This window comes from Pseudomonas sp. AC463 (genome assembly GCF_979253585.1).
Window position 1 is genome coordinate 1 of the sequence record NZ_CEEDDZ010000026.1, and the last position, 25800, is coordinate 25800.

Below are 25800 nucleotides of genomic sequence, written 5' to 3' on the forward strand. Positions count from 1 at the left end.
CAGGACGCCGGGTTAGCCGCACTGGGCCAAGGATGGCCCATTGCGGCGGCCCACGGATTCAAGCCGGAGAGAGGGCATGCCGAGCCTAGGCGAGGCACCGAGTGTTGGGGCAAGAGCCTTTTGCTTACTTTGGGGCTTTTCCAAAGTGAGTCGCCGTAAGGGCGAAACCCTAAGCCGCCGTTACCGCAGCAACGGATATACACCCGATCATCGGCTATAGTGCCCCCCAACTCTGCAAAGGAACCCCCTGCGTGCGTATAGCGCTTTTACTCTCAGCCTGCCTGCTCTGCCTGAACACCCAGGCCGCGCCGGTAGACCTTGCCAGCCTGGACCGCGGCACATGGCCCGAAAAACTCGCCAGCCCGGCGCTGTTCGACGTCGCCTCCCGCGCCGAAATCCTGATGTTCGCCCACAGCCTGCTGGCCAGCGAAAACCAGGACGAAGCCGCCCTCAAACAGCGCCTGGGCCTGAAGATCATCAACCAGGCCGCCATCGACGACCTGCGCCGCCAACTCTGGCAACGCCTGCTGGAAAACTACACCTTCGCCCAGCAAAGCTGCGAAGAAGACGCCTCGTTCTGCTACCTGGTGGAAAACATGGACGACCTGCGCGAACAGGCCGGCAAGTTCCAGCTCAGCGAAGACTCCTTCTATATAGGCTGGGCCGCCCCCAGCCACCAATTCCACGAGCGCTACCTGGACGAGCTATTGCGCAAGGCCGCGCTGTTCCCGCAGATCAGCAGCGAAGTCGCACGCTTTGGCGACCACGAACGCAACGGCGATGAATTCAACGACCGCCTGTTCCTACTGACCTTCGACGGCGGCCCGGCGCCGGTCAGCGGCAACACCGACTGGCTCACCGATTACTTGCGCAAGCAGAAGATGAACGCGACCTTCTTCGCCCTCGGCAGCAGCCTGCAAACCCGCGTGGAGCGCAGCTCGGTCGCCGATGTGCAGGCGCTCTACCAGAATCAATGCGTGGGCACCCAAGGCTGGCAGTACCGCTCCCATAGCCATTGGGTCGATTGGCAAAGCTCGATCACCCGCAGCGCATCGCTGGCACAGAACCTGATGCCGGAAAACTATGTACCGCTGTTTCGCCCGCCCTATGGCCAGCGCCGCGCCGACAGTCAGGGTTTTTTCCAGGCCCAAGGCTTGCAGGTGGCGTTATGGGACATCGATTCCCAGGACGAACCGGGCAAGCTCAAGGCCGATGAATCGGCACAACGGGTGCTGACATTGATGCTGCTGTGGCGCAAAGGCGTGATTGTGTTTCACGACACCCAGGACAAGGCGCGGGTGGCGTTGCCGATGTTGTTGCAGGCGACGGCGCAGAGTGGCTTGGGTTGGCAGGACTGCCGCGAGGCGTTTCGCTGAAGAGCCCGGCCCTGTTGGGGTTAGGGCGAAATCGGGGTGATTTTGTGGGACATTTCGATGCAGGCGGACTTCCGACTTTAACGGGGTACCTGGCACTCGGCTAGTGCTATTCGTCATCCTGAAAAATAAACTTCAAAAAAGCGTCAAAGTGCTTTTTCCTGTCATGGGTTTTGCGGTATTACGAAGTCAGATCGCCGAAACCTGCAACACAGGTGGCGTCTTCCAAGACTCCTCAGGTGGGCAACGCACTTGACGTCCCTCAGGTGTGTTCGGTGGTCGAATCGAGGCGCAGCACCGCCCAGGTATTGCGTCGACTGGCTCCCACAAAGGTGACCGAGTATGGATGATCATGGACGTAACCCTTCTTCCGACCAGCCAATCCTTTATGTGCTTGATACCAACGTACTGATCCACGATCCAAACGCGCTGCTTAACTTCGAAGAACACCACGTCGCCATCCCGATGATCGTGCTTGAGGAGCTCGACAAGCTCAAAAGCGGCCACCACAGCGTTGCCGCCGAATGCCGCCAGGCCATCCGCCTGATCGACAAGACCCTGGGTGAAGCCTCGCCCGAGGACGTAGAGGTCGGCGTGCCGATCCAGCGTGGCAAAAGCGGGCCCAAGGGCTTGCTGTCGATTCTGATGAGCAAGCGCAGCGAGCCCAACAGCCTGCTGCCGGAAAATCTGAACGACAACAAAATCATCAACCAACTGATCGACCTGCACGCCCGCGACAAGGACCTGCGCGTGGTGCTGGTGACCAAAGACATCAATATGCGCCTCAAGGCACGAGCGTGTGGGATCGCTGCCGAGGATTACAGTACCGACCAACTGGTCGACGACGTGTCGATGCTGTCCCGTGGTTATCACACGGTGACCGGCTCGTTCTGGGACCTGGTCAGCAAGGTCGAAACCCGTCAGGACCACGGCCGCACCTGGCACCAGGTACAGCTGATCGACAACCTGCCGGCTGTGCACATCAATGAATTCATCATCGACGAACAGGGCTTTGTGGGCTGGATCAAAGAGATCCAGGTCGACAAGCTGCTGATCCTCGACCTGCATCAGGAACCCCTGTTGCACCAGGAAGCCTGGGGCCTGAAACCGCGTGACATCTACCAGAGCCTGGCGCTGTATGCGCTGCTCGATCCGGACATCCACCTGGTCAACCTGACCGGCGCCGCGGGCTCGGGTAAAACCATCCTCGCCCTGGCTGCCGCCATCGAGCAGACCATGGTGACCAAGCGCTATCGCCGTATCATTGCCACCCGCAGCGTGCAGGGCCTGGACCAGGAGATCGGCTTCCTGCCTGGCACCGAGGCGGAAAAAATGGAGCCGTGGCTGGGGGCGATCACCGACAACCTCGAAGCCTTGCACATGGATGACGAAAACACCCATGGTAGCGTCGACTACATCCTCAGCAAAGTGCCGTTGCAGTTCAAATCCCTCAACTACATCCGAGGTCGCAGCTTCCAGCAAAGCCTGATTTTGATCGATGAATGCCAGAACCTCACGCCGCACCAGATGAAAACCATCATCACCCGTGCCGGTGCCGGTTCCAAAGTGGTGTGCCTGGGCAACCTGGCACAGATCGACACCCCTTACCTGTCCGCGACCAGCTCCGGGCTGACTTACCTGACGGAACGCTTCAAAGACTTCCCGAACGGCGTGCACATTGCGCTGCAAGGGGTACCTCGTTCGATCCTGGCCGAATACGCCGAATCCCACCTGTAAACGCGGTCTGTGTGGGAGGGGGCTTGCTGCCTCCCACATGGTTTACAATCGGTGCTCCTGATCAGGAGTATCCCTGTGCTGACTCATCTCGATTCCCAAGGTCGCGCCCATATGGTCGACGTCACCGACAAATCCGTGACGTTCCGTGAGGCGGTGGCCGAAGCGCGCGTGCGCATGCTGCCCGAGACCCTGCAAATGATTGTCGACGGCGCCCACCCCAAGGGCGACGTGTTTGCCGTGGCCCGCATCGCCGGGATCCAGGCGGCGAAAAAAACCAGTGATTTGATCCCGTTGTGCCACCCGCTGATGCTCACCGGCGTCAAGGTTGAACTCAGCGCCGACGGCGTGGACGCCGTGCGCATCGTGGCGCGCTGCAAACTCAGCGGCCAGACCGGCGTGGAGATGGAAGCGTTGACGGCGGCCAGCGTCGCCGCGCTGACGATCTATGACATGTGCAAGGCGGTGGATCGCGGCATGACCATCGAAACCATTCGCCTGCTGGAAAAACTCGGCGGCAAAAGCGGGCATTTCAAGGTGGATGAACAATGAGCATCAACGTACTGTTTTTTGCAAGCTACGCCGAAGCCGTGGGCTTTGATTCGCTGGAGATGGAAGGCGATTTCGCCACCGTCGATGCGGTGCGCCTGGCGTTGGCGAGTGACCCGGAGTTTGCCGTGCTCAACGAACCCAGCCTGATGTGCGCGCGCAACGAAGAGCTGTGCGCGCTGGACGAGCCTGTGCAGGCCGGCGATGAAGTCGCGTTTTTCCCGCCTGTGACCGGGGGCTGAGCATGGCCATTCGGGTGCAGGCCGAGGCGTTTGATCCCGGCGCAGAGGTTAACGCGATGCACGCGGCCAATGTTGGCGTGGGCGCGGTGGTGAGTTTTGTCGGCTATGTGCGCGACTTCAATGATGGTCGCGACGTGTCGGGGATGTTTCTTGAACACTATCCCGGCATGACCGAAAAAGCCTTGGCCAAGATTGCCGTGGAAGCCGAGCAGCGCTGGCCGTTGCTCAAGCTGGAAGTGTTGCACCGTATCGGCGCGCTGGAGCCCGGTGAGCCGATTGTGTTCGTGGCGGCAGCCAGTGCCCATCGCCAAGCGGCGTTCGATGCCTGTGCGTTTGTGATGGATTACCTGAAGACCCGGGCGCCGTTCTGGAAGAAAGAAAACACCCCTGAGGGCGCGCGTTGGGTAGAAGGGCGCAGCAGCGATCACACCGCAGCCGATCGCTGGAAGTAGCCAGCCGATCACATCTCTCAGAATCAACTGGGATCAAAATGTGGGAGGGGGCAAGCCCCCGATGAGGGTGTGTCAGTCGATAAAACTGTAACTGACCCACCGCTATCGGGGGCAAGCCCCCTCCCACATTTAATCGCATTTCAGCTTTATGGGCGTTTGCGCTCTACAGCCCGCAACAAATGCGTCGGCGGCGTCTCACAGCTGATCTTGCGCCCCAGCAACGTCTCGATCGACGGCAACTGATACGAGTCATCCTCACCGGCAAAACTGATCGACACACCCGCAGCCCCGGCACGACCCGTACGGCCAATACGGTGCACGTAGTCGTCCGGCACTTCCGGCAGGGTGAAGTTGATCACGTGGCTGATGCCGTCGATGTGAATCCCACGGCCCGCCACGTCGGTGGCCACCAGCACGCGGATCTTGCCTTCGCGGAAGCCTTCCAGGGTCTTGATGCGCTTGTGTTGCGGCACATCGCCCGAGAGTTGCGCGGCATTCACGCCATCGCGCACCAGGCGTTCTTCGATACGGCGCACTTCGTCCTTGCGGTTGGCGAACACCATCACGCGTTCCCAACCGTTGTCGTTGACCAGGTTGTAGAGCAGCTTGTACTTGTCGGCACCGGCCACGGCGTAGATGTGTTGCTCGACGTTTTCGCTGGCGACGTTCAGCGCCTCGATCTCGACGATGGACGGGTCAGTGGTCCACTGCTTGGCGAGGTTCATCACGTCTTCGGTGAAGGTCGCGGAGAACAACAGGGTCTGGCGCTCGGCTTTCGGTGGGGTCTGGCGAATGATCTGACGCACTTGTGGGATGAAACCCATGTCGAGCATGCGGTCGGCTTCGTCCAGCACCATCACTTCGACCATGTCCAGGTGCACGTCGCCGCGCTGGTTGAAGTCCAGCAGGCGGCCCGGGGTGGCGACCAGGATGTCGCAATGACGGGCTTCGAGGTGCTTGAGCTGCTTGTCGAAGTCCATGCCACCGACGAACGTCATGACGTTGAGGCCGGTGTACTTGGTCAGGTCGGCGGCGTCCTTGGCGATCTGCACCACCAGCTCGCGGGTGGGGGCGATGATCAGCGCGCGCGGTTCACCCATGTAGCGCTCTTTGGGCGGCGGCGTCTGCAGCAGCTGGGTGATGATCGAGATCAGAAACGCGGCGGTCTTGCCGGTGCCGGTCTGGGCGCGGCCGATGGCGTCTTTGCCCGCGAGGGTAAAGCCCAGCACCTGCGCCTGGATCGGCGTGCAGTACGGGAAGCCCAGGTCCTGGATGGCGTGCATCAGTTCCGGGGCGAGTTTGAAATCGTGAAAGCGGGTTTTGCCTTCCTGGGGCTCGACGACGAAGTCTTCGAGTTTCCATGGGATCACCGGCGGCTTCGGCGCGCGTTCGCGGCGAGGCTTGGGGGCCGGCGCGGGTGCAGGCTCTTCGGCTTTCGCAGGCTCGGGGGCGGTCACCTTGGGCGCCTGCGCCGGGGCGACAGGTGCGGTCCGGACGGGCTGTTGACCGTCGTTGCGGCTGCCGGGCGTGGGGACAGGAGCACTGGGAACAGGCGCGAGCGGCTCAGCCTCGCTTTTGCCGAACATCTTCTTGAGTGCTTTGAGCACGGTGATCTCATTAATTGGTTAAGGAATATACGCCGGCCAGTGTAATGCAAGAATCGGGCGCGGCGTAGTGCGTCTGTCATACGGCTACATAAACGCTGGTTTTAGCCCAGGCGAGCGGCCAACCAGGCACCGATGTCGCGTATCTCCTCGGGTAACACTTCGTGGCCCATTGGGTATTCCTGCCATGTCACGGTGACACCACGGCTGTTCAAGTGCTCATAGGCGCTGCGGCCCATGGCGTTTTGCACCACGTCGTCGTACTGGCCGTGCAGGCACAGGGTCGGAATGCGCTGTTGGCTGGCCGACAACTCCAGCTCGTCGCTGAAGGTCGGCGCGTAGGTGGAGAGGGCAATCACGCCACCCAAAGGCCCCTGCCAATTCAGGAACGCGGTGTGGAAAACCACGGCGCCGCCCTGGGAAAAGCCTGCCAGGAAAATCCGCGAGGCGTCTATTCCGGTCCTTTTCTGCGTTTCGATCAAATCCGTGACCATTGCTGACGATTCTTCCAGCTCTTGCAGGCTGATCGAGCGGGCCGGGCTCATGGCCTTGATGTCGTACCAACTGGGCATCTCGTAGCCGCCGTTGATGGTCACCGGACGGGTCGGCGCCTGGGGCAAAACGAAACGGGTGGTCAGCAAGTTTTCCTGCAGGGCTTCGGCCACCGGCAGGAAGTCGTAGCGATCGGCACCCAGGCCATGCAACCAGATAACGCAGGCGTCTGCGGGCTTGGCGGGCTGAAGAATCAAGGGTTCGGTCATGTCTGCTCCATATATGTGCGTGCGCTCCGATTGGGTGCGTCGGAACGGTGCGTAACGAGTGGATCTGTTAAGTGAATGTCGCAACGTTGAATCTTTTTCGCTTGACCATGGGCTGAAACGACTCAGCCGTCACTCTGGTACGGCGCTTGCTATGCATAACGCGATGTCAGGTCTCTCTTACGGCGGTAACACTATCAGTGACTGCCGCTTGTGGGATAGCAACTGGACTTATAGCGACAGCCCCGAACCGTTTGACCCCAAAAAAAGCCAACACGGGTCAAGGTCGCCTCAAAAGGGTGCGGTGGGGTTCGAGCTCCGACACAACAAGAGCAAAACTGGAGGTTTGAATGAAGGTATTGAAATCCACCCTGGCCATCGTTTGCGCGGCGGCTGTACTGGGTGTCAGCGGTTTGGCCCAAGCCGGCGCCACTCTGGACGCCGTACAGAAGAAAGGCTTTGTGCAATGTGGCGTGAGTGACGGCCTGCCGGGTTTCTCGGTGCCGGATGCCAGCGGCAAGATCCTCGGGATCGACGCTGACGTTTGCCGCGCTGTAGCCGCTGCTGTGTTCGGTGATGCCACCAAGGTCAAATTCAGCCAGTTGAACGCCAAGGAGCGTTTCACCGCGCTGCAATCGGGCGAAGTCGACATCCTGTCCCGTAACACCACCATGACCAGCTCCCGCGACGCCGGCATGGGCCTGAAATTCCCGGGCTTCATCACTTACTACGACGGCATCGGCTTCCTGGTAAACAACAAGCTGGGCGTTAAAAGTGCCAAGGAACTGGACGGTGCAACCATCTGCATCCAGGCCGGTACCACCACCGAGCTGAACGTTTCCGACTACTTCCGCGGCAACAACCTGAAATACACCCCGATCACCTTCGACACCTCCGATGAAAGCGCCAAGTCGCTGGAATCCGGTCGTTGCGACGTGCTGACTTCCGACAAGTCCCAACTGTTCGCCCAGCGCAGCAAGCTGGCCGCACCGAAAGACTACGTGGTTCTGCCGGAAACCATTTCCAAAGAACCGTTGGGCCCGGTCGTGCGTAACGGCGACGACGAGTGGCTGGCCATCGTGCGCTGGGTTGGCTACGCCATGCTCAACGCTGAAGAAGCCGGCATCACCTCCAAAAACGTCGAAGCTGAAGCCAAGTCCACCAAGAACCCTGACGTAGCTCGTCTGCTGGGTGCTGATGGCGAATACGGCAAAGACCTGAAAGTTAAGAAAGACTGGGTTGTACAGATCGTCAAGCAAGTCGGTAACTACGGTGAAGTGTTCGAGCGCAACCTGGGCAAGAGCACCCCACTGGAAATCGACCGTGGCCTGAACGCACTGTGGAACGCCGGCGGCATTCAATACGCACCACCTGTGCGCTGATCGCTGATGGTTCAATCACCCGGTGGGCCAACCGCCGGGTGATGTTCTGTTCCATTATTTCCGGGGCACTTCATGCAAAATCAAATCGGCGCACCAAAGCAGAAGCTCAGCTTCAGCGATCCCAAAGTGCGTGCGTGGCTCTTCCAGATCATCACGATTGTGGCGGTGGTCTCGCTGGGCTGGTACCTCTTCAACAATACCCAGACCAACCTTCAACACCGGGGCATTACCTCGGGTTTCGACTTTCTTGAACGCAGTGCCGGCTTTGGCATCGCGCAGCATTTGATCGATTACACCGAGTCGGACAGTTATGCCCGGGTCTTTGTCATCGGCTTGCTCAACACCTTGCTGGTGACGGTGATCGGCGTGGTCCTGGCGACCCTGCTCGGTTTCATCATCGGCGTGGCACGGCTGTCGCCGAACTGGATGATCAACAAGCTGGCGACCGTGTATGTGGAAGTGTTCCGCAACATTCCGCCGCTGTTGCAGATCCTGTTCTGGTACTTCGCGGTGTTCCTGACCATGCCGGGGCCGCGTAACAGCCATAACTTCGGCGATACCTTCTTTGTCAGCAGCCGGGGCCTGAACATGCCGGCCGCGCTGGCGGCTGACGGGTTCTGGCCGTTTGTGGTCAGCATCGTCGTCGCCATCGTGGCAATCGTGCTGATGATGCGTTGGGCCAACAAGCGCTTTGAAGCCACCGGCGTCCCGTTCCATAAGTTCTGGGCGGGCCTGGCGCTGCTGATCGTGATCCCGGCATTGTGCGCCCTGGTGTTCGGCGCGCCGTTGCACTGGGAAATGCCAAAGTTGCAGGGCTTCAACTTTGTCGGCGGCTGGGTATTGATCCCTGAACTGCTGGCGTTGACCCTGGCGCTTACCGTCTACACGGCAGCGTTTATCGCCGAGATCGTGCGTTCGGGCATCAAGTCCGTCAGCCATGGCCAGACCGAAGCCGCACGCTCCCTGGGCCTGCGCCCTGGGCCGACGCTGCGCAAGGTCATCATCCCGCAGGCGCTGCGGGTGATCATTCCGCCGCTGACCAGCCAATACCTGAACCTGGCGAAGAACTCGTCGTTGGCCGCCGGTATCGGTTACCCGGAAATGGTTTCGCTGTTTGCCGGCACGGTGCTCAACCAGACCGGCCAGGCCATCGAAGTCATTGCCATCACCATGAGCGTGTACCTGGCGATCAGCATCAGCATTTCCCTGCTGATGAACTGGTACAACAAGCGCATTGCGCTGATCGAGCGGTGAGGAAACGCACATGAGTTCGCATACTTTCAAACCTGATATGCCGCCGCCGAGCAAAGTCTTCGGTCCGGTGGCATGGATGCGCGCCAATCTGTTTTCCAGTTGGCTCAACACCCTGTTGACGTTGCTGGCGTTCTACCTGGTTTACCTGGTGGTGCCGCCGATCCTGAGCTGGGCGATCATCGACGCCAACTGGGTCGGGACCACACGCGCCGATTGCACCAAAGAGGGCGCCTGCTGGGTGTTTATCCAACAGCGCTTCGGGCAGTTCATGTACGGCTATTACCCTGCCGACCTGCGCTGGCGCGTGGACCTGACCGTGTGGCTGGCCATCGTCGGTGTGGCGCCGTTGTTCATCTCGCGCTTCAAGCGCAAGGCGATCTACGGCCTGAGCTTTCTGGTGGTGTACCCGATCGTCGCCTTCTGCCTGCTGCATGGCGGGGTGTTCGGCCTGGCCAATGTGGCGACCAGCCAATGGGGCGGCCTGATGCTGACCCTGGTGATCGCCACCGTCGGGATCGCCGGGGCCTTGCCGCTGGGCATCCTGCTGGCCTTGGGGCGGCGTTCGAACATGCCGGCGATTCGTGTGGTCTGCGTGACCTTCATCGAGTTCTGGCGCGGCGTGCCGTTGATCACCGTGCTGTTCATGTCCTCGGTGATGCTGCCGTTGTTCCTGCCCGAAGGCATGGGCATCGACAAGTTGCTGCGCGCATTGATCGGCGTGATCCTGTTCCAGTCGGCCTACGTTGCCGAAGTGGTACGCGGTGGCTTGCAGGCAATTCCCAAGGGCCAGTACGAAGCGGCCGCGGCGATGGGCCTGGGTTACTGGCGCAGCATGGGCCTGGTGATTCTGCCGCAAGCCCTGAAGATGGTGATCCCGGGCATCGTCAACACGTTTATTGCGCTGTTCAAGGATACGAGCCTGGTGATCATCATCGGCCTGTTCGACCTGCTCAACAGCGTCAAGCAAGCTGCCGCCGACCCGAAATGGCTGGGCATGGCCACTGAAGGCTACGTGTTCGCCGCCCTGGTGTTCTGGATTTTCTGTTTTGGTATGTCGCGCTATTCCATTCATTTGGAACACAAGCTCGACACAGGCCACAAGCGTTAGGAGTTGATGTTATGAGCGAAGCGATCAAACAGCCTGTGAGCCCTGAAGGTATTATCCAGATGCAGGGCGTCAACAAGTGGTACGGCCAGTTCCACGTGTTGAAAGACATTAACCTCAACGTCAAGCAGGGCGAGCGTATCGTGCTGTGCGGCCCGTCGGGTTCGGGCAAGTCCACCACCATCCGCTGCCTCAACCGTCTGGAAGAGCACCAGCAGGGCCGCATCGTGGTCGATGGCGTGGAGCTGACCAACGACCTCAAGCAGATCGAAGCGATCCGCCGTGAAGTCGGCATGGTGTTCCAGCATTTCAACCTGTTCCCGCACCTGACCATCCTGCAGAACTGCACGCTGGCGCCGATGTGGGTGCGCAAGATGCCCAAGCGCAAGGCCGAAGAAATTGCCATGCACTACCTGGAGCGCGTGCGCATCCCGGAGCAGGCCCACAAGTTTCCGGGGCAACTGTCCGGCGGCCAGCAACAGCGTGTGGCGATTGCCCGCGCGCTGTGCATGAAGCCGAAAATCATGCTGTTCGACGAGCCGACTTCGGCACTCGACCCGGAGATGGTGAAAGAGGTTCTGGACACCATGATCGGCCTGGCCGAAGACGGCATGACCATGTTGTGCGTCACCCACGAAATGGGCTTCGCGCGTACCGTGGCCAACCGCGTGATCTTCATGGACAAGGGCGAGATCGTTGAGCAGGCGGCGCCGAATGACTTCTTCGACAACCCGCAGAATGACCGGACCAAGTTGTTCTTGAGCCAGATTCTGCATTGATCGAGGTTTGAAAGAATAAACCCGGCCTGGTGCCGGGTTTATTTTTGCCTTGAATCTTTCAGGAAGCGTGAGCTGCGAGTTGCTGTGCGTCTTTTGCGATGAGCAGTTGGTTCAAGTCTTCGCCGACATTGAGGGTCTTTATCTCGGCTACCAAGTGGGGATGTTTATCCAAAAGACGCATGAGTGTGAGCAGCGGTTCCGGCGGAAAGATTTCCGCCCTTTCGTAGCGAGAAAATGCGTTGTGCCCGCGAATGGTCAGTAATAGCGCGGCATCCTTCTGTGTCAGATGCAGTTTGCGACGGATTCGCTTCATTTCCGCTGCGATAACTATTTTGGCATCGATCAACAACTGATCGCTGGCCTCTGAATAACGCTCTGCACTGTCGTCATCGTAATCGAACTCTATCTCCTTGCAGGCATGGCATTCCCAGCCAGCAATGTCAGGGATTTCTCGAATCATGCCGCGAGTATTGATGGTGAAAGTGCGACCTTCAAAATGCCGCATGCCGTCGTGGGCACCACAGCTCATGCATTGTTGGGTTTTCATAAGGTTTTCTCCTTGAAGGAGATTACAGGAGGCCCCCCGCCCGGGCGGTGAGTGACCTTGATGTAAATCTCCGTGCCGTAGACCTTGATCAGATAGACGTCCTGCCAGATGCGATGGTCTGAATACGTCGTCATTGATTTATGCAACATTCGAGTCTCAAGGGCGCAAACCGCGAGTCGCATCTGGCCGATGTTCAACTCAAGCTGTCGCGCACCTTCCCGCGCACTTGCAGTAAAGGCTCGCAAGCCCAGCCTGATGACATCCGCTTTAACCAACGCCAAATCGTAATGAGGTGTGTACTTTTCCATAAGACACCTGAGTCCAATAATTACCCTCTAAGGGTAATTTTACCAATCGAAAATACTGCTCCTTTTCCTGTCTAAGAACCCTAGTGCCTTGCCCTTGTAGGCAAGTCCGAATAGGCTGTGGGAAAATTCATCCTATGATTGGACGAAAGTGCGCAATCCATGACAGACATCGCCCCACTGATAAAACGCTCCCTCGTCGACCAGGCCCTGGAGCAACTGCGCCAACGCATCACCCAAGGCCAATGGGCCGTTGGCGAACGCCTGCCCACCGAGCCGGAGCTTTCCGCCGAGCTGGGCATCAGCCGCAACACCGTGCGCGAGGCCATGCGCGTATTGGCGTTCTCCGGCTTGATCGAAATCCGCCAGGGCGACGGCAGCTATTTGCGCTCCACCACCGACCCGCTGGGCGCGATGCGCGCGTTATCCCATTGCACATTGGAACAGGCGCAGGAAACCCGGCAGATCCTCGAAGTGGAAGCGATCGGCCTGGCGGCACTGCGCCGTACCGAGGAAGACTTGCTTGACTTGCGTGAGGCCCTGCAAAAAAGCGCCGCGCTGTATCACGGTGACCTGGAGGCCTACATCAGCGCCGATCTGGTGTTCCACAAAGGCCTGGTGGACGCCGCCCACAACCCGGCGTTGAGCGAGCTGTACCAGTACTTTTCCGCCATCGTCGGCGCCCAACTGCGCCAGACCCTGAACATCTCGCCGCGTCGCCAGGCGGTGTTCGACCTGCATATCGCCCTGCTCGAAGCCGTGGAACACCAGGACCCGGAACGCGCCAAATCCCTCTGCCGGCAGTTGATCAATGAACCTTGAAGCCAAGCGCCCACCCGAACTCGAAGAACTGTTGATCGACGCCGAAGCCGACGACGAGGTGGTGCAACACAGCCACCCGGTGGTGAGTCGCCCCTGGCTGTTGCTGCTGGGCCTGATTTTGGTGGCGTTGAACCTGCGCCCGGCGCTGTCGAGCATGTCGCCGTTGCTGGCCGACGTCTCCAGCAGCCTGGGGTTGTCGGCGGCCAAGGCCGGTCTGCTGACGACCTTGCCGGTGCTGTGCCTGGGCCTGTTCGCGCCGATGGCGCCAATCCTGGCGCGGCGTTTCGGTGCCGAGCGGGTGGTGCTGGGGATTCTGCTGACGTTGGCTGCGGGGATTATTCTGCGCAGTTCGTTGGGCGAAGTGGGGCTGTTCGCCGGCAGCCTGATTGCCGGTGCGAGCATCGGCATCATCGGTGTGTTGCTGCCGGGTATCGTCAAGCGTGATTTCGCCAAACAGGCGGGCGCCATGACCGGCGTGTACACCATGGCCCTGTGCCTGGGTGCGGCGCTGGCGGCGGGCGCCTCGGTGCCGTTGAGCCATTATTTTGCTGACAGTTGGCCGGTTGGCCTGGGTTTCTGGGTCCTGCCGGCACTGGTGGCGGCGCTGTTCTGGCTGCCCCAGGTCGGCCAGAAACACGGCGCCCATCAGGTCGCTTACCGGGTGAGGGGGTTGCTGCGTGATCCGCTGGCCTGGCAGGTGACCTTGTACATGGGCCTGCAATCGTCCTTGGCGTACATCGTGTTCGGCTGGTTGCCGTCGATTCTGATCGGCCGTGGCCTCAGTGCCACCGAAGCCGGGTTGGCGCTGTCCGGCTCGATCATCGTGCAATTGGCCAGCTCCCTGGCCGCGCCCTGGCTGGCCACCCGTGGCAAAGACCAGCGCCTGGCGATTGTGGTGGTGATGCTGCTGACCCTCGGCGGCCTGTTCGGCTGCCTGTATGCACCGCTGGACGGGCTGTGGGGCTGGGCGATTCTGCTCGGCCTGGGCCAGGGCGGTACGTTCAGCCTGGCGCTGACCTTGATCGTGCTGCGCTCGCGCGATGCCCATGTGGCGGCCAACCTGTCGAGCATGGCCCAGGGCATCGGCTACACCCTGGCGTCCATGGGCCCGTTCGCGGTGGGCCTGGTGCACGACTGGACCGGCGGCTGGGGCGCGGTGGGCTGGATCTTCGCGGTGATCGGCCTGGGCGCGATCATCGCGGGGTTGGGCGCCGGCCGCGCGCGGTATGTGGCCGTGACCAGCGAAAAGGTCTAGAGGTACAACACTTCCATGGTGCTGGAGCCGTCGATATGCACGTCGCTGCTCAGGTCCAGGTCGCGAGTGGCAACGATGATCGTGTCGACCCTGACCGTGCTGCTCAGGCTCCGGATCGCCGTCGGCCCGCTGGTGCTGCCGGCGGTGTCGGTAAAGCCCAGGAAGCTGCGTGCGCCGATGTCGATCGGGTTGCTGTTGGCGGTGCGCCAGGCGACGCCGCCGCTGGTGGATTCGGTGCCATAGACCTGGGGCAGCGTGTCGATCACCGTCTGGCTGGGGTCGAAAGTCAGGGAAAACAGGCCGATTTTATTACCGCTTTGATCCAGCCCGAGTCCGTAGAAAATCTCGCTGTTGACGTTGGCGGTACCGTCACGGTTGTCGCCCATGCGCAAGGCGTAACGGCTCGCGGCCTCGCAGGTGATGGTCACATTGAGGTAGCGCACCGGCAGGCGTGTGCCGCGATCGGCGTTCAAATCCTGTTGGGATATCTTGCCGTAGTCGATCAGCCCGTTACTCGACAGCGTAGGGGTGCAGGCGGTTGGGGTGAGCAGGCCGGTGACCGCGAGTTCGGTGCTGGACGCCGCCATGGCGCCGGCGCTGAGGCTCAACAGAGCCAGGGTTGCGAGGGAAAGCTGGCGTAGGTTCATGACCATACTCCTGGATCAGAGGTAGATGATTTCAATCGTGCCCGAACCATCGAGCACGACGTCGGTGCGCAGGTCCAGGCTGTTCATGGGCGACAGAATCGCGCGCACGCTGATCTGCCCGCTCAGGTTCTGGATCGCCGTGGGGCCGGCATGGCTGCCGGGTGTATCGGTGAAGCCCAGCAGGCTGTTGCTGCCGATGGGGATGGGGTAGCCGCTGGAGCTGCTCCAGGCCACGCCGCCGGTGGTGGAGTCGGTGCGATACACCTGGGGCAGGGCGTCGGCGCGCAGGTCGAAGGGGTCGAAATACAGGTAATAGCGACCGATGTTATTGCGCCCGTCATCCACCCCCAGGCCGTAGGCGGTTTCGTCGATGCCGCCGGTGGCCGAGCCTTTGCGGTTGTCTTGCATGCGCAAGGCAAAGCGGGTGGGGCCGTCGCAGCCGATGCCCAGCAGCAGGCTGCGTGAGGCCAGGGCGTTTTCCTTGTCTGCGTTCAGGTTCTTGGCCCACATGCGGCCAAAATCAACGATGCCGCCATTGGACAAAGTGGCCTCGCAGGCCGCCGGAGCGAAGCCGGCTTGCAGCGACAACTCGCGGGCGCGGCCGGTGGCCACGGCGTCGATCAGCCCGCTGACATCCCAGGTCACCGCGTCGCGAACTTGCGTGGCGTCGGCCTGGGCCCAGGCGCTCACCTGCAGTTGTACAGAAAAGCTGCTGCCGGTGGTGGGCACGCCATCGCGCAGGGGCACGATGGCGTGGTCAGGTCGCCAGTCGAGTGCCTGGCCGCGTTCGCTGGGCGCCTGGCCTTGCCCGGTGACCAGGCCCAGTTCCACGGCCTGGCCGTCGAGTACCGCATCGCTGACGTGCACGCGGTAGCTGCCGCGCTCGGTAAAGCGGTAACGCTCGGCCGTGGCCGCCAAGGCCCGGTAAAACACGTGCAGGTCGGTGGCTGTCGAGCAGTTCAGGTTCAGGCTCAGGCGGCGTTCACCCAGCAGGATTTCAGCGCTGGGGTTGCGCTGCACGGCGCGGTTCATCACGCCGAAATCCAGGCGCGCCTGGCTCAGGTTGAGCTGGCAATCGTCGGCTTGCGCCTGGCCCAGGACGAGGGTGGCCAGGCCCAGCAGTAAAAGTCGCTTCATCGGAAGATTCCTCATGGCGTCACACAGCGCGCCGGGGCGGTTTCGAAATACACCTGCGGGTCGGGGTCTTGCGCGAGGTCTACCTGCAGTTCACAACGGTTCATGCCCTCGGCCTTGACCCACAAACTGCGCGGGTCCAGCACATTCGGCAGGAACACCTGGCTGCCTTCCTGCACCAGGGTCACGAACTCGTCGTCGGCGGTGCTCACGGTGGCGCCACGGGGCAGCGGCGCGCCGTGGTCGGTGGTCACGGTGAGCAAGGCGCGACGGGTCAGGGCCACGCCGAATTCCACGCGGTCCACCGCGCCGCGCCCGGCGGTAATCACGGCCAGGCCGTTGCTGATATCGGCGTTGCGCGGCAACGACTGGGTTTGCACTTCCACCGCACTACGCCCGTAGGCGGACACCTGCGGCACCACCGCCTGGCCAAGGGCGTCGGTCCACACCGGGCCGCTTGGGGTGGTGAGCTTGACCCCGGCCATGTCGCCCACCGACACCAGCGCGAAGGTGTCGCGCACCGGGTACGGCGAGAACGTCACCCCGCCGCTGTGGGCCACCACCGCGCCGCGTGCGCCGCCCTGGTAGCTGGAGCGCTCGGCGTCGGAGCGGCTGTAGTTGAGGTCCAGTTGCGCGTAACGCGGCAAGTAGGACACGCCCAAGGTGGACTCCACCTGATGGTCGCGGCTGTCGTGCTCGGCGCTGACCCGGTAGCTGAGTTGATCGTTGACCTGCTCGTTGACCCCCAGGCCGATGCGGTGCTCGCCCCCTGAGTTGCGCACCCAGGCGCGGCCTCGACGGCTTTCGCCGAGGGGCACGCTGAGGTTCAGGTACACCGCGTTCTCGTCATTCTCACGGCCGCTGACTTGCCATTCGGCGCTGGCCGACAGCGACACACCGCGCACGCTGGTACCCCAGGATGCGAGCGCGCGGCTGCTGTTTTCACCATTGAAGGCGGTGGTGCGCGACAGCCCGGCGTTGAATGCGCCGAGCCACGGATGGGCCCAGCCCAGGGACAGGCTCTGTTGATCGCGATAACGCGTGCGCCGGCCTTCGTCGTCGCGCGAATCGTAGTAACTCGCGTCTTCCAGTTCGCGGTAACCCATGGTGCGGTGGGACGTGCCGGCGCTGATCGACCACTGCTGTCCCAGGCGCTGGGACAGCGTGAGGTCGGTTTGCACGCCGCGCTCCTGCAGGCGTTGGGCATCGGCAATCTGGGTCGACAGCTGCAGTTGGCCGTCGGGCCACGGCAACAGGCCCAGGCTCGCGCCGGTCGCGCGGTAGTCCTCGGCGACCAGCCCGCCGGCACCCACGCTCAGGCGTGTATTCAGTGCGCCACTCCAGCCGGCACTGACCACCCAGGGATCGTCGCCACGGGTATTGCCGATATTGCGCACCCGCCCGGCGCCCACCGAGTATCCGGCTGCCGGCAGGCCAATGCCGAGCATGGCCGCCGGCACGCTGAAGCGGCGCTCTTCGCCGCTGCTTTCCTTGACCGTGACTTCGACGTCGGCGCGGGTGTTCAGGCGCCGCACATCGGTCAGCGTGAACGGCCCGGCCGGCACCACCGTGGAGTGAATCAGCGCGCCGTTCTGGCGCACCTCAACCTGGGCCGGGCTGTTGGCGATGCCGTTGATGGTCGAGCCTTGTTCCTGGTCCTGCAGTGCCTGTTCGGTGAACACCTGCATGCCGGTGATCTGCGCCGAGGACAGCACCGGGTTGTAGAGGCTGATTTGCCCGGCCTGCAACACCGCCTGCTGTTCGGCGAAGGTGCGCTGGGCATAGGCTTCCAGGTGGGTGCTGCGCGAACGTGAATCCTGCCAGGTCTGCACCTGGCGGCTGCGCACGATCCAGTCGCCGGCGTTGAAGCCGACCTCGGTATTGGCCGAGCCGAAGCGGCTGGCGTCGTCGCCATAACGGTTGTACAAACCGGTGAGGTCGTAGTTGAGCAGGGCGGCGAAGCCACCGGTTTCATAGCCGGACAGTTCGCGTTGGCGTGGGCGCAGGGCATCGGTGGGCACCATCAGGTTGATGCTCAGGCTGGCCGGGTCTTGTTCCACCACGGTTTGCGGGTATTCGCCGAGGAAGTCATGGCAGCCGCTGTCGCCCAGCGGCGCCGGCACCACCAGGTCGGCGGCGTCCAGCAAGGGCCGGTCAAAGCACAGCGCGCCCTGGGGGTCGAAGCGTGCATCGAGGCGGCCACGGCGCTGGCCGTTCACTGTCAGGCTCACCGCGTGATGCCCGCTGGTGAAGCGCGGTGCGTCCAGCAGCAGGTAGGCCAGCTCCGGGTCGATCCCGCGCTGGTGCAGGGTTTGCGCGTCAAAGGCGTCGGCCCGGGCCTCGGCCGACAGCAGCGCCAGGGTCAGTGGCAGCGCGGCCCTGAACAGGGCAGGGCACAAAGGACAGTCGAGCACGGCTGCGCCGGCCGGGTCAGTGGTTACTGTGTTCACGTAAGGCACTCAAGTTATGGAAGCGCGCAACGGTTGGCGGGCTTCCCGGTGACAGTCACAGGGCTGTCACTTCGTTATTCAGCGTTGGCTGCGGTTATCGGTGCTTCATAGGCGGCGACGGCAAAGCCGTAGACGGTGGCCGGTTGCAGGCGTACGGCGGTGGCGGCGTGAGGTGTGCTGAGCCGCAAGGTTTCGCCGGGCAGCACGTAGGTTCGCGGCAGCACCAGACCTTGTTTGCCGGGCAGCAGTTGCAGCTCCTGCGCCAGGCGCACCACGTAAGGCGTGGGGTTGTCGATGTTCAGGTGGCCGTCCTTGAGCGACCAGGTGAGCCCGGTCCAGGGTGTACGGTTCGGCGCCAGGCCTTTGGGGTGGATGATCACCGGCAGGTTCTGCCGCACGGTCACGCCGACCCGCGCGTGCCCGGCCTGTTGGGCGTCGCGGTCCTTGGGCATGCCTTCGAAGATCACCCGTTTCAGGCGCTGGGTTTGCAGCGGCGTGCGGTTTTGCAGAATAAAGCGCACCAGCTGGCTTTTATCCGCCTCCACCCGGGCAAGGGGCGGGGTGACAAACAGCAGCGACTCGGTGTCTTCCGGAATGTTCTCGAGGGTGACGTGCAGCAGCGCCAGCTTGCCGTCGGTGTTGGTGACCGACACCGAGGCTTCGCCATCGGCCTCGTTGACGATCACCACCGAGGTGTCGGGCACCATGCCGTCGGCGAATACTTGGGTGCTCAGTAGCCAGCCCAGGGCCAGCAAGGTTGCAGAGGTTTTCATGATGCACTTCCTGAAATGATCACGGGCTTTAGAGGTAACGCAGGTCCAGCACCAATGAACCGTCGAGGGGAACGTCTTGCCTGAGGGTCAGGCGGTTCGCCGGGTTGATGGTGGTTTGCGCGCGGATACGGGTGTTCAACATGACGATGGGTTCGGGAAACGGCCGGCCGGGGCGGGCAAAGCCCATCAGGGTCCTGGGGTATATGGCCGGTTGAGGCGACCAGATGCCGCCCTGGGTTTTTGACGCCAGCGACTGCATGGCCTGGCCGTCGCCTTGCGCCGCTTCGAACGCCAGGCCAACCGAGCCCAAGTGTTCGGTGGGCGCGTTGGGATTTTTGCCCAGGCCGTAGGCGGTGCCGGGTGCGGCGGACGAATCCTCGCGGCTGTCCACGCCGATCAGGGCAAACAGCATCGGGCCGCTGCAGATGATCTCCACCTCCAGCCACTGGCTGGGCAAGGCTGTGGGCGCTTCCTGGTTCAAGGTATGGGCAGGGATGGTGCCGTGGTCGATCACCCCGCTGCCGGACAGCGCGATGGTGCAGGAACTGGGCGTGACCAGGCCCGCGAGGGTCATCTCGGTCGCGCTGCTGGCAAACACGCTAGAGCCGGTGTTGAGCAATAACAGCGCCGCGCACAGGCGTAGGGTTCTGTTCATCATTCGGTCTTCAATGTGTTTGAGGCAAATAATTAAGGCGCCTCGCCGCGAACGGCGAGGCGGCGGGTTTACAGGTACTTCACTTCGAACGTGGCGGAGCCGTCGATGGGGTGCTCATCGCTCAGGTCCAGGCTGTCGGCCCGGGCGATGAACGCGTTGATTTCCAGGTTGGTGGTCAGTTGCTCGATCGCGATTGGCAGCCACACACCGGTGGTGCGGTCACCAAAGCCCGCCAGGTCCATCGGCCCTATGCTGGAGTCTTCATACATTTCCATCCAGGAGGCGCCATTGTCGTGGGACTGTAGCGGGGTGATGGCGACGTTATCGCCCACGGCGCTGTTGAGCAGCAGGCTGTAGCCCCCCAGTTTCTGGGCGTCGTTGATCTGGCCCAGGCCGTACATGAAGGCGTAAGGCGCTGAGCCGGCCCGGTTATCGGTCCCGTTGAATGCATATAGGGTCTTGCCCTCGCAGTTGATTTGCAGCTGCAAGGTGGTTCTAGGCAGTTCGGTGATGGTGGTGAGATTGAGGTCCTTGGCCGAGATCTTGCCGTAATCGACCACGCCGTTGCCCGACAGGCTCGGTTCGCAGGCATTGGGGGTAATCACCCCCTTGACGGTCAAGTCGACGGTGGACGCTGCCACGGCACTCGCGCTGGTGCTGATCAGCAGCGCGGTAGCCAGGGCATTGAGCGTAAGTTTCATGGGGCACACGTTTCCTTTCGAGTAGGGCCGGTTGAGAAAAGGCTCACAGGTACTTCAGTTGCACGGTGGCGTGGCCATCCAGCGGTACTTCTTCGAGCACGGTCAGCCGGTCGGTACCATCGATCATGGTGAACAGGCGCAGGTCTGCGGTGAACCGTTTCACGGCAATCGGCGCATGGCTGGGGCCAGCGGCGGCGATAGAGGTTTGCCGGGTATGCCCCAGGGACACCGACGGCAGCCAGGTGGCTCCGCCATCGGTTGAGGTGACCGTTTTGACGGCGACGCCGTCGGCGGCTGGATTGAACAGACCGAACCCGGCGCTGCCGAGTTTTTCGTTGTTGCCAGTCATGCCCAGGCCATGCCAGTTCTGGTTGATCGCCGACGTGCCTGCGCGGTTGTCGATGGTGCTCAGCGCGATGAACGTCGCTTCCTCACACTGGATTTCCAGTTGCATGGTCTGCGGCGTCAGCGAGGTTGGCGTGTCCGCGCTGAGCTCCTTGGCCGTCATCTTTCCGTAATCCACCACGCCTCCGCTGGAGAGCGTGGGGCCACAGGCACTCGGCGTGATGGTGCCCGTGACGGCAAAGTCGGCGCTGCTGGCGGCCTGTACGGCGGGCGCCAGCAGCAAAGCGGTGAACAAAACAGCGGGTGAGAAATTCATAGGCAAGCGTCACCTTGGGTTGCAGAGTCGAGGGTATAGGGGGTTACAGGTACACCACTTCAATGGTGGCCGAGCCGTCGATCTGCACTTCTTCGCTCAGGTCCAGGCCGTCGGTGCGGTTGATGTAGCCGAGGTAGTTAACCTCGGTCACCAGCTCCTCGGTGGGGCGTGGGGTGGTCAGGTCCGACAGGGCGGCGACGGAGAGCATCAGGCCGTGTTCAAAGGAGTTGTATTTCTCCCAGGTGGTGCCGTTGTCGAAGGAGGCGATGGCCTGTACGACTTCACCGTCGGCCAGCGGTGGGTTGGCGGATGAACCAAGGCTCAAGTCATAGGAGCCCAGCTTCTGGGTGCCATTGATCAGGCCCAAACCGAAACCGCTGGCGGTGCCGGAGCCCAGGCGGTTATCCATCGCCCTGAGGGCGAAGAGCACCGGTGCATCGCAGTTCACGGTCATTTGCAGGCTGGCAGTCGGCAGTATTGTGTTGCGGTCGGTGTTCAGGTCCTTGGCCGACATCTTGCCGTGGTCGATCACGCCGCCGCCGGACAGGGCTGGGGTGCAGGCGTTCGGGGTGATGATGCCTTTGACGGTCAGGTCTACGGTGCTGGCGGCGAAGGCCGGGGCGGTGCCGGTGATCAGCAGGGCGCTGGCAAGTGCGATCAGGTGCTTGTTCATGGTGTGTCGTCTCGGTAATGGGTCAACTGACAAGTGCACGTCGCCGCTGCGCCTGAAAGGGCGCGGTGGGGCATTGGGTCAGTTCGAATGGTTGGCCGCCAGGTGAGTTGGCGGGTTGCCCTTTTGGGCTGGGGCGCAATTTAGCGCCGGTGCAGGGGAGGGGGAATACAACAAATACGACATTCCGTCGGTGTCGGAATTGGGCTTTCGCGGTGTAGGAAAAGATGCAATCTTTCGTAGTTTTTGTATCGTAACAAGGCCACTTATATGGATATCTAATGTCGAACTAGTGTTCTTTTTCGAGTGTGCCAAAACGGCCGCCGAGAGGACCTTTCATCGTCTTAATAGATATCGAGGTGGCCATGCGGCCAAGGGGTCCTGCTCAACCATCACCTTGGGGCAGCCCCCCTGCGCACTGGTGCAACCTGAGCGTGCTGGTCGCCGACGACCACCCCACCTACGGCGCCTTGATGGGCTGGTTCCTGCAAAAATTCGGCCTGGGCCATGAGGTGGTCGGCGACGGGCAGCAGGCCGTGGTAGCCAGCGGGCTGCGACGTTTCGACCTGGTGATCAGCGATTGCCGCATGCCGGTGCTGGATGGCTACGACATGGCTCGGCAGATGCGCCGGCGCGAGCACGTCGAAGGCCGCCAGCGCGTGCCCATCATTGCCTTGACCGCCCAGGTAACCCCCGACGATGTGCAGCGTGGCCTTGAGGCCGGCATGGACGCCTGGCTGCTCAAACCCTTGTCGGCCCAACGCTTGCGTGAGGTCCTGGAACACTGGCTGCCCGCGCCGGGAGGCCAGATCGCCAGCCCGTTTGTGGCCGTGGTGCAGGCACACTGGCCAACCCGCGCCGAACTGATCCAAACCTTTGGCGATGAGCAGGTGGTGAACCGCCTGCTGAGCAGCCTCTTGCATGAGGCCAATGTGGACTATGCCGGCCTGCTGCAGGCCTGTAGCACCCTGGATCAACACGCCGCCGTCGAGTGTTTGCATCGCTTGCTGGGCAGCCTGGCGTTCCTCGCCGGTACCGAGCCGGACTCGCGCTCGGGCCGCTTGATCGAAGACTTGCGTGAACATGGCATCGTGCTGAATCAGCAAGCGCTGCAGGAATTCGAACAAGGCGTGATTGTTTACCTGCGGTATTTGACAGATTTATGACGTGCTCAGACGGTTTTGTAGGTTATGTCTGCACTGTTTGTAGTTTTAATCTGTAAGTCATGTCCTTTTATTTTGTAGGCAGGAATTCAAACGCTAATCCACACGGGGCGCAGTGAAAATCGGCCGTGGTTGGGCGGTTGTTGGCGGCGGTGGACGGGGCTATTTTTCTTGATCAATTTGCCAGCATTCGTGGTTTTTTATGTTTCGCGTAATTATTGCCGACGATCATCCCATTGTGCGCATTGGCCAGCGGGTGGTGATCGAGGCGGGCGGCACGTGCAAGGTGGTGGGTGAGGCCGATGGCCCGGATGAGTTGCTTGATCTGTTGGGCAACACGCCCTGCGACCTGCTGGTGACCGACTTCACCATGCCGGGTGGGCAGCAGGCTGATGGCTACGTGCTGCTGGGCTTGCTGCGCCGCCAATACCCCAATTTGCCGGTGATTCTGGTGACGATGTTCGCCAATATCGTCACGTTGCGCGCCTCGTTTGCCCAGGGCGCGCGGGCGATCATCGCCAAGAGCGCCTCATCCAAGGAGTTGCCGTTGGCGATCAGGGCGGTCAGCCAGGGCAAGACGTTCGTCAGCGAGGGGTTGCGTGCGCAGATGGTCGAGGCCGGGACCGGTGATCAGTCCTCGCAGCCCCAGTTGTCCGGCCGCGAGCGCGAAGTGGTGCGCATGCTCGCCAGCGGCATGACCGTCAGCGAGATCGCCGCCCAGGTCAACCGCAGCGTGTCCACCATCAGCAAGCAGAAAAGCACGGCCATGAACCGCCTGTGCATTTGCACCGACGTGGAGCTGTTCGCCTATGCGCGTAGCTGTGGGATGGTGCCTTAGGTGGAAGGGGTATTCCTGTCATTAATGCCGATAGTGTTCTTCGCGCTTGAGGATTATCGTATCCAGCCCCTCGACCCTTTTGCGGAAACTGCCCATGAGCGACGCCCATAACGCCCTGATCACCGAGTTCTACAGTGCTTTCCAGCGCCTGGACGCCGAAGCCATGGCGGCCTGCTACACCGAGGACGTGCTGTTCAGCGACCCGGCGTTCGGTGAATTGCGTGGGCGCGATGCCGGGGATATGTGGCGCATGCTGACCACCCGGGCCAAGGATTTTTCCCTGACCTTCGACCATGTGCGCAGCGATGACAGCACCGGCAGCGCACATTGGGTGGCCACGTACCTGTTCAGCGCGACCGGCAACACCGTGATCAACGATATCGGCGCGCGGTTTGTGTTTCGCGACGGCAAGATCTGCGAGCACCATGATCACTTCGACCTGTGGCGCTGGTCGCGCCAGGCCCTGGGCCTCAAGGGCTTGCTGCTGGGCTGGTCACCGGCGCTGAAAAACGCCGTGCGCGCCCAGGCACGCAAAGGCTTGAAGGCATTCCAGGCCAGTCGTTGATAAGCTTGGCGTTCCTCTGGTTTGCCGAATTGATCCGTGACGACTCCCACTGAACCCAAACCCTGGTTCGTCTACCTGGTGCGCGCCGCCAACGGCGCGCTGTATTGCGGCATCAGCAATGACCCGGTGCGCCGTTTTGCCTCGCACCAGAGCGGCAAGGGCGCGCGGTTTTTCCTGTCCAGCCCGGCCGTGGCGCTGGTGTACACCGAGCAATGCGCGAGCAAAGGCGAGGCGCTGCGCCAGGAGCGCTTGATCAAAAAGCTGAAAAAAAGCGCCAAGGAATGCCTGGCGGCGAGTGGCTCATTGATTTGAGTGATGGGTTCCCATCACGCCATCGGCGCAGGTTGCGCGTTAAGCTGCGGGTTCATTTTCCAAGTGGACCCCGGCATGTCTGAGCTCATCCTGCACCACTACCCCACATCCCCTTTCGCGGAAAAAGCGCGGCTGCTGCTGGGCTTCAAAGGCCTGTCCTGGCACTCGGTGCATATCTCGCCGGTGATGCCCAAGCCCGATCTCACGGCCCTGACCGGCGGCTATCGCAAGACCCCGGTGCTGCAAGTCGGCGCCGATATCTACTGCGACACCGCCCTGATCGCCCGCCGCCTGGAGCAAGAAAAAGCCACCCCGGCGCTGTTCCCGCTTGGCCAGGAAATGATCACCCAAACCTTCGCCACCTGGGCCGACAGCGTGGTATTCGCCCACGCCGTGAGCCTGGTGTTCCAGCCCGAATCCGTGGCGGTACGCTTCGGCAAGTTGCCGCCGGAAGCGATCAAGGCGTTCCTGGCCGACCGCGCCGCACTGTTCAGCGGCGGCACGGCGAGCAAGCTGCCGGCCGAATTGGCCAAGCATCAATGGCCGGCGATCATGACGCGCCTGGAGCAGCAACTGCAGCGCGAGCCGGGTGACTTCCTGTTCGGCGAACCTTCGATTGCCGACTTTGCCCTGGCCCACCCGCTGTGGTTTCTCAAGGCCACGCCGGTGACCGCGCCGCTGGTGGACGCGTATCCGGCTGTTTCGGCGTGGCTGGGCCGCGTGCTCGGTTTCGGCCACGGCACGGCCAGCCAGATGACCGCGGAGCAGGCCTTGGACATCGCACGTAATGCCACGCCGGCAGCGCTGCCGGACGAAAAATTCGAGGACTTGAATGGCTTCCACCCCGGCCAGCACGTGACCATCAGCGCCATCGATTACGGCGTCGACCCGGTGGCCGGCGAGCTGCTGTTTGCCGGGCGCGAGGAGTTGATCCTACGCCGCAGCGACGAACGCGCTGGCAGCGTGCATGTGCATTTCCCACGCATGGGTTTTCGCATTCAGGCGCAATAAGTAAAAATATTTGCAAACAAATGTGAGGTAAATCCCCCGCCCATCCGTGTAGTGCTTGA

At 61.9% G+C, this 25800-nt stretch carries 28 protein-coding genes; 16 read left to right on the plus strand and 12 right to left on the minus strand.

Annotation, left to right across the window (positions count from 1 at the left end):
• Nucleotides 1-251 precede the first annotated feature (251 nt).
• The 5 genes from AC0IYH_RS25580 to moaE all read left to right on the plus strand — a co-directional run bounded on the left by AC0IYH_RS25580 (nucleotide 252) and on the right by moaE (nucleotide 4350).
• Nucleotides 252-1376 (plus strand): polysaccharide deacetylase family protein, encoded by a 1125-nt coding sequence (locus AC0IYH_RS25580; RefSeq protein ID WP_122772620.1) that lies wholly within the window; start codon nucleotides 252-254, stop codon nucleotides 1374-1376.
• Between the two features lie 339 nt (nucleotides 1377-1715).
• The gene (locus tag AC0IYH_RS25585; RefSeq protein ID WP_116630647.1) at nucleotides 1716-3110 is read left to right on the plus strand and encodes a PhoH family protein; all 1395 of its coding nucleotides are present in this window, start codon (nucleotides 1716-1718) and stop codon (nucleotides 3108-3110) included.
• Nucleotides 3111-3185: 75 nt separating this feature from the next.
• Nucleotides 3186-3659, plus strand: coding sequence for a cyclic pyranopterin monophosphate synthase MoaC (moaC, locus tag AC0IYH_RS25590; protein ID WP_116630646.1), 474 nt, complete (start codon nucleotides 3186-3188; stop codon nucleotides 3657-3659).
• On the plus strand, nucleotides 3656-3898 hold the full coding sequence (gene moaD, locus AC0IYH_RS25595; RefSeq protein WP_471836833.1) for a molybdopterin converting factor subunit 1: 243 nt from the start codon (nucleotides 3656-3658) through the stop codon (nucleotides 3896-3898). Before moaC ends, moaD begins: the two co-directional genes overlap by 4 nt.
• Nucleotides 3899-3900: 2 nt before the next feature.
• Entirely contained in the window at nucleotides 3901-4350 is a 450-nt protein-coding gene (gene moaE, locus AC0IYH_RS25600) for a molybdopterin synthase catalytic subunit MoaE (protein ID WP_116630644.1), read from the plus strand.
• A 146-nt stretch (nucleotides 4351-4496) separates the two neighbouring features.
• Here moaE and rhlB read toward each other — a convergent pair whose 3' ends face one another.
• The gene (gene rhlB / locus AC0IYH_RS25605) at nucleotides 4497-5957 is read right to left on the minus strand and encodes an ATP-dependent RNA helicase RhlB (protein WP_177411992.1); all 1461 of its coding nucleotides are present in this window, start codon (nucleotides 5955-5957) and stop codon (nucleotides 4497-4499) included.
• Nucleotides 5958-6058: 101 nt separating this feature from the next.
• Nucleotides 6059-6715: an alpha/beta hydrolase gene (locus tag AC0IYH_RS25610; protein ID WP_471836835.1), complete on the minus strand. Its 657-nt coding sequence runs from the start codon at nucleotides 6713-6715 to the stop codon at nucleotides 6059-6061.
• Nucleotides 6716-7062: 347 nt separating this feature from the next.
• Between AC0IYH_RS25610 and AC0IYH_RS25615 the strand changes: the two genes are divergently transcribed.
• The 4 genes from AC0IYH_RS25615 (at nucleotide 7063) to AC0IYH_RS25630 (ending at nucleotide 11232) form a co-directional block, all read left to right on the plus strand.
• A complete protein-coding gene (locus tag AC0IYH_RS25615) occupies nucleotides 7063-8094 on the plus strand; it encodes an amino acid ABC transporter substrate-binding protein (protein WP_116630641.1) in 1032 nt (343 codons plus the stop codon).
• Between the two features lie 72 nt (nucleotides 8095-8166).
• On the plus strand, nucleotides 8167-9348 hold the full coding sequence (locus tag AC0IYH_RS25620) for an amino acid ABC transporter permease (protein WP_116630640.1): 1182 nt from the start codon (nucleotides 8167-8169) through the stop codon (nucleotides 9346-9348).
• Nucleotides 9349-9358: 10 nt separating this feature from the next.
• Nucleotides 9359-10456 (plus strand): amino acid ABC transporter permease, encoded by a 1098-nt coding sequence (locus tag AC0IYH_RS25625; protein WP_116630639.1) that lies wholly within the window; start codon nucleotides 9359-9361, stop codon nucleotides 10454-10456.
• A gap of 11 nt (nucleotides 10457-10467) precedes the next feature.
• Nucleotides 10468-11232, plus strand: coding sequence for an amino acid ABC transporter ATP-binding protein (locus tag AC0IYH_RS25630; RefSeq protein ID WP_003171943.1), 765 nt, complete (start codon nucleotides 10468-10470; stop codon nucleotides 11230-11232).
• 58 nt (nucleotides 11233-11290) lie between these two features.
• Here AC0IYH_RS25630 and AC0IYH_RS25635 read toward each other — a convergent pair whose 3' ends face one another.
• Together AC0IYH_RS25635 and AC0IYH_RS25640 are read right to left on the minus strand one after the other, a co-directional pair.
• On the minus strand, nucleotides 11291-11779 hold the full coding sequence (locus AC0IYH_RS25635) for a type II toxin-antitoxin system MqsA family antitoxin (protein WP_116630638.1): 489 nt from the start codon (nucleotides 11777-11779) through the stop codon (nucleotides 11291-11293).
• On the minus strand, nucleotides 11776-12087 hold the full coding sequence (locus tag AC0IYH_RS25640) for a type II toxin-antitoxin system MqsR family toxin (protein WP_471836839.1): 312 nt from the start codon (nucleotides 12085-12087) through the stop codon (nucleotides 11776-11778). Before AC0IYH_RS25640 ends, AC0IYH_RS25635 begins: the two co-directional genes overlap by 4 nt.
• Nucleotides 12088-12246: 159 nt before the next feature.
• On the opposite strand from AC0IYH_RS25640, the gene AC0IYH_RS25645 reads away from it, so the two are divergent.
• Entirely contained in the window at nucleotides 12247-12906 is a 660-nt protein-coding gene (locus AC0IYH_RS25645; protein ID WP_116630636.1) for a FadR/GntR family transcriptional regulator, read from the plus strand.
• Nucleotides 12896-14161 carry a CynX/NimT family MFS transporter gene (locus tag AC0IYH_RS25650; RefSeq protein WP_116630635.1) on the plus strand — a complete coding sequence of 422 codons (1266 nt, stop codon included), beginning with the start codon at nucleotides 12896-12898 and terminating at the stop codon, nucleotides 14159-14161. Before AC0IYH_RS25645 ends, AC0IYH_RS25650 begins: the two co-directional genes overlap by 11 nt.
• Here the strand turns inward: AC0IYH_RS25650 and AC0IYH_RS25655 are convergent.
• The 8 genes from AC0IYH_RS25655 to AC0IYH_RS25690 form a co-directional block, all read right to left on the minus strand.
• Nucleotides 14158-14808: a DUF1120 domain-containing protein gene (locus AC0IYH_RS25655; protein ID WP_471836841.1), complete on the minus strand. Its 651-nt coding sequence runs from the start codon at nucleotides 14806-14808 to the stop codon at nucleotides 14158-14160. The two genes, AC0IYH_RS25650 and AC0IYH_RS25655, sit on opposite strands and share 4 nt — an antisense overlap.
• Before the next feature lie 15 nt (nucleotides 14809-14823).
• Nucleotides 14824-15945, minus strand: a complete 1122-nt coding sequence (locus AC0IYH_RS25660; protein WP_471836843.1) for a DUF1120 domain-containing protein — start codon at nucleotides 15943-15945, stop codon at nucleotides 14824-14826.
• Nucleotides 15946-15956: 11 nt separating this feature from the next.
• Entirely contained in the window at nucleotides 15957-18341 is a 2385-nt protein-coding gene (locus AC0IYH_RS25665) for a fimbria/pilus outer membrane usher protein (protein WP_471836903.1), read from the minus strand.
• Between the two features lie 125 nt (nucleotides 18342-18466).
• Nucleotides 18467-19165, minus strand: coding sequence for a fimbria/pilus chaperone family protein (locus AC0IYH_RS25670; protein WP_471836845.1), 699 nt, complete (start codon nucleotides 19163-19165; stop codon nucleotides 18467-18469).
• A gap of 28 nt (nucleotides 19166-19193) precedes the next feature.
• The gene (locus tag AC0IYH_RS25675) at nucleotides 19194-19820 is read right to left on the minus strand and encodes a DUF1120 domain-containing protein (protein WP_471836846.1); all 627 of its coding nucleotides are present in this window, start codon (nucleotides 19818-19820) and stop codon (nucleotides 19194-19196) included.
• Nucleotides 19821-19888: 68 nt separating this feature from the next.
• Complete coding sequence (locus tag AC0IYH_RS25680; protein ID WP_471836848.1) at nucleotides 19889-20521, minus strand: DUF1120 domain-containing protein; 633 nt, start codon at nucleotides 20519-20521, stop codon at nucleotides 19889-19891.
• 43 nt (nucleotides 20522-20564) lie between these two features.
• On the minus strand, nucleotides 20565-21182 hold the full coding sequence (locus AC0IYH_RS25685) for a DUF1120 domain-containing protein (RefSeq protein WP_471836850.1): 618 nt from the start codon (nucleotides 21180-21182) through the stop codon (nucleotides 20565-20567).
• 43 nt (nucleotides 21183-21225) lie between these two features.
• On the minus strand, nucleotides 21226-21855 hold the full coding sequence (locus AC0IYH_RS25690; RefSeq protein ID WP_122772628.1) for a DUF1120 domain-containing protein: 630 nt from the start codon (nucleotides 21853-21855) through the stop codon (nucleotides 21226-21228).
• Nucleotides 21856-22286: 431 nt separating this feature from the next.
• On the opposite strand from AC0IYH_RS25690, the gene AC0IYH_RS25695 reads away from it, so the two are divergent.
• The 5 genes from AC0IYH_RS25695 to AC0IYH_RS25715 all read left to right on the plus strand — a co-directional run bounded on the left by AC0IYH_RS25695 (nucleotide 22287) and on the right by AC0IYH_RS25715 (nucleotide 25741).
• On the plus strand, nucleotides 22287-23018 hold the full coding sequence (locus tag AC0IYH_RS25695; RefSeq protein WP_122772629.1) for a response regulator: 732 nt from the start codon (nucleotides 22287-22289) through the stop codon (nucleotides 23016-23018).
• 199 nt (nucleotides 23019-23217) lie between these two features.
• Entirely contained in the window at nucleotides 23218-23853 is a 636-nt protein-coding gene (locus AC0IYH_RS25700) for a response regulator transcription factor (RefSeq protein ID WP_116630626.1), read from the plus strand.
• A gap of 94 nt (nucleotides 23854-23947) precedes the next feature.
• Entirely contained in the window at nucleotides 23948-24418 is a 471-nt protein-coding gene (locus AC0IYH_RS25705; RefSeq protein ID WP_471836852.1) for a nuclear transport factor 2 family protein, read from the plus strand.
• 36 nt (nucleotides 24419-24454) lie between these two features.
• A complete protein-coding gene (locus tag AC0IYH_RS25710) occupies nucleotides 24455-24730 on the plus strand; it encodes a GIY-YIG nuclease family protein (RefSeq protein WP_101266778.1) in 276 nt (91 codons plus the stop codon).
• 75 nt (nucleotides 24731-24805) lie between these two features.
• Nucleotides 24806-25741, plus strand: a complete 936-nt coding sequence (locus tag AC0IYH_RS25715; RefSeq protein WP_471836854.1) for a glutathione S-transferase family protein — start codon at nucleotides 24806-24808, stop codon at nucleotides 25739-25741.
• Nucleotides 25742-25800 lie beyond the last annotated feature (59 nt).

Coding starts and splice junctions, on each gene's coding strand:
- AC0IYH_RS25585 (WP_116630647.1), top strand. CDS start 1,716: ATGGATGATCATGGACGTAACCCTTCTTCCGACCAGCCAATCCTTTAT.
- moaD (WP_471836833.1), top strand. CDS start 3,656: ATGAGCATCAACGTACTGTTTTTTGCAAGCTACGCCGAAGCCGTGGGC.
- moaE (WP_116630644.1), top strand. CDS start 3,901: ATGGCCATTCGGGTGCAGGCCGAGGCGTTTGATCCCGGCGCAGAGGTT.
- AC0IYH_RS25610 (WP_471836835.1), bottom strand. CDS start 6,715: ATGACCGAACCCTTGATTCTTCAGCCCGCCAAGCCCGCAGACGCCTGC.
- AC0IYH_RS25615 (WP_116630641.1), top strand. CDS start 7,063: ATGAAGGTATTGAAATCCACCCTGGCCATCGTTTGCGCGGCGGCTGTA.
- AC0IYH_RS25620 (WP_116630640.1), top strand. CDS start 8,167: ATGCAAAATCAAATCGGCGCACCAAAGCAGAAGCTCAGCTTCAGCGAT.
- AC0IYH_RS25625 (WP_116630639.1), top strand. CDS start 9,359: ATGAGTTCGCATACTTTCAAACCTGATATGCCGCCGCCGAGCAAAGTC.
- AC0IYH_RS25630 (WP_003171943.1), top strand. CDS start 10,468: ATGAGCGAAGCGATCAAACAGCCTGTGAGCCCTGAAGGTATTATCCAG.
- AC0IYH_RS25635 (WP_116630638.1), bottom strand. CDS start 11,779: ATGAAAACCCAACAATGCATGAGCTGTGGTGCCCACGACGGCATGCGG.
- AC0IYH_RS25640 (WP_471836839.1), bottom strand. CDS start 12,087: ATGGAAAAGTACACACCTCATTACGATTTGGCGTTGGTTAAAGCGGAT.
- AC0IYH_RS25645 (WP_116630636.1), top strand. CDS start 12,247: ATGACAGACATCGCCCCACTGATAAAACGCTCCCTCGTCGACCAGGCC.
- AC0IYH_RS25650 (WP_116630635.1), top strand. CDS start 12,896: ATGAACCTTGAAGCCAAGCGCCCACCCGAACTCGAAGAACTGTTGATC.
- AC0IYH_RS25655 (WP_471836841.1), bottom strand. CDS start 14,808: ATGAACCTACGCCAGCTTTCCCTCGCAACCCTGGCTCTGTTGAGCCTC.
- AC0IYH_RS25660 (WP_471836843.1), bottom strand. CDS start 15,945: ATGAAGCGACTTTTACTGCTGGGCCTGGCCACCCTCGTCCTGGGCCAG.
- AC0IYH_RS25670 (WP_471836845.1), bottom strand. CDS start 19,165: ATGAAAACCTCTGCAACCTTGCTGGCCCTGGGCTGGCTACTGAGCACC.
- AC0IYH_RS25675 (WP_471836846.1), bottom strand. CDS start 19,820: ATGAACAGAACCCTACGCCTGTGCGCGGCGCTGTTATTGCTCAACACC.
- AC0IYH_RS25680 (WP_471836848.1), bottom strand. CDS start 20,521: ATGAAACTTACGCTCAATGCCCTGGCTACCGCGCTGCTGATCAGCACC.
- AC0IYH_RS25685 (WP_471836850.1), bottom strand. CDS start 21,182: ATGAATTTCTCACCCGCTGTTTTGTTCACCGCTTTGCTGCTGGCGCCC.
- AC0IYH_RS25690 (WP_122772628.1), bottom strand. CDS start 21,855: ATGAACAAGCACCTGATCGCACTTGCCAGCGCCCTGCTGATCACCGGC.
- AC0IYH_RS25700 (WP_116630626.1), top strand. CDS start 23,218: ATGTTTCGCGTAATTATTGCCGACGATCATCCCATTGTGCGCATTGGC.
- AC0IYH_RS25705 (WP_471836852.1), top strand. CDS start 23,948: ATGAGCGACGCCCATAACGCCCTGATCACCGAGTTCTACAGTGCTTTC.
- AC0IYH_RS25715 (WP_471836854.1), top strand. CDS start 24,806: ATGTCTGAGCTCATCCTGCACCACTACCCCACATCCCCTTTCGCGGAA.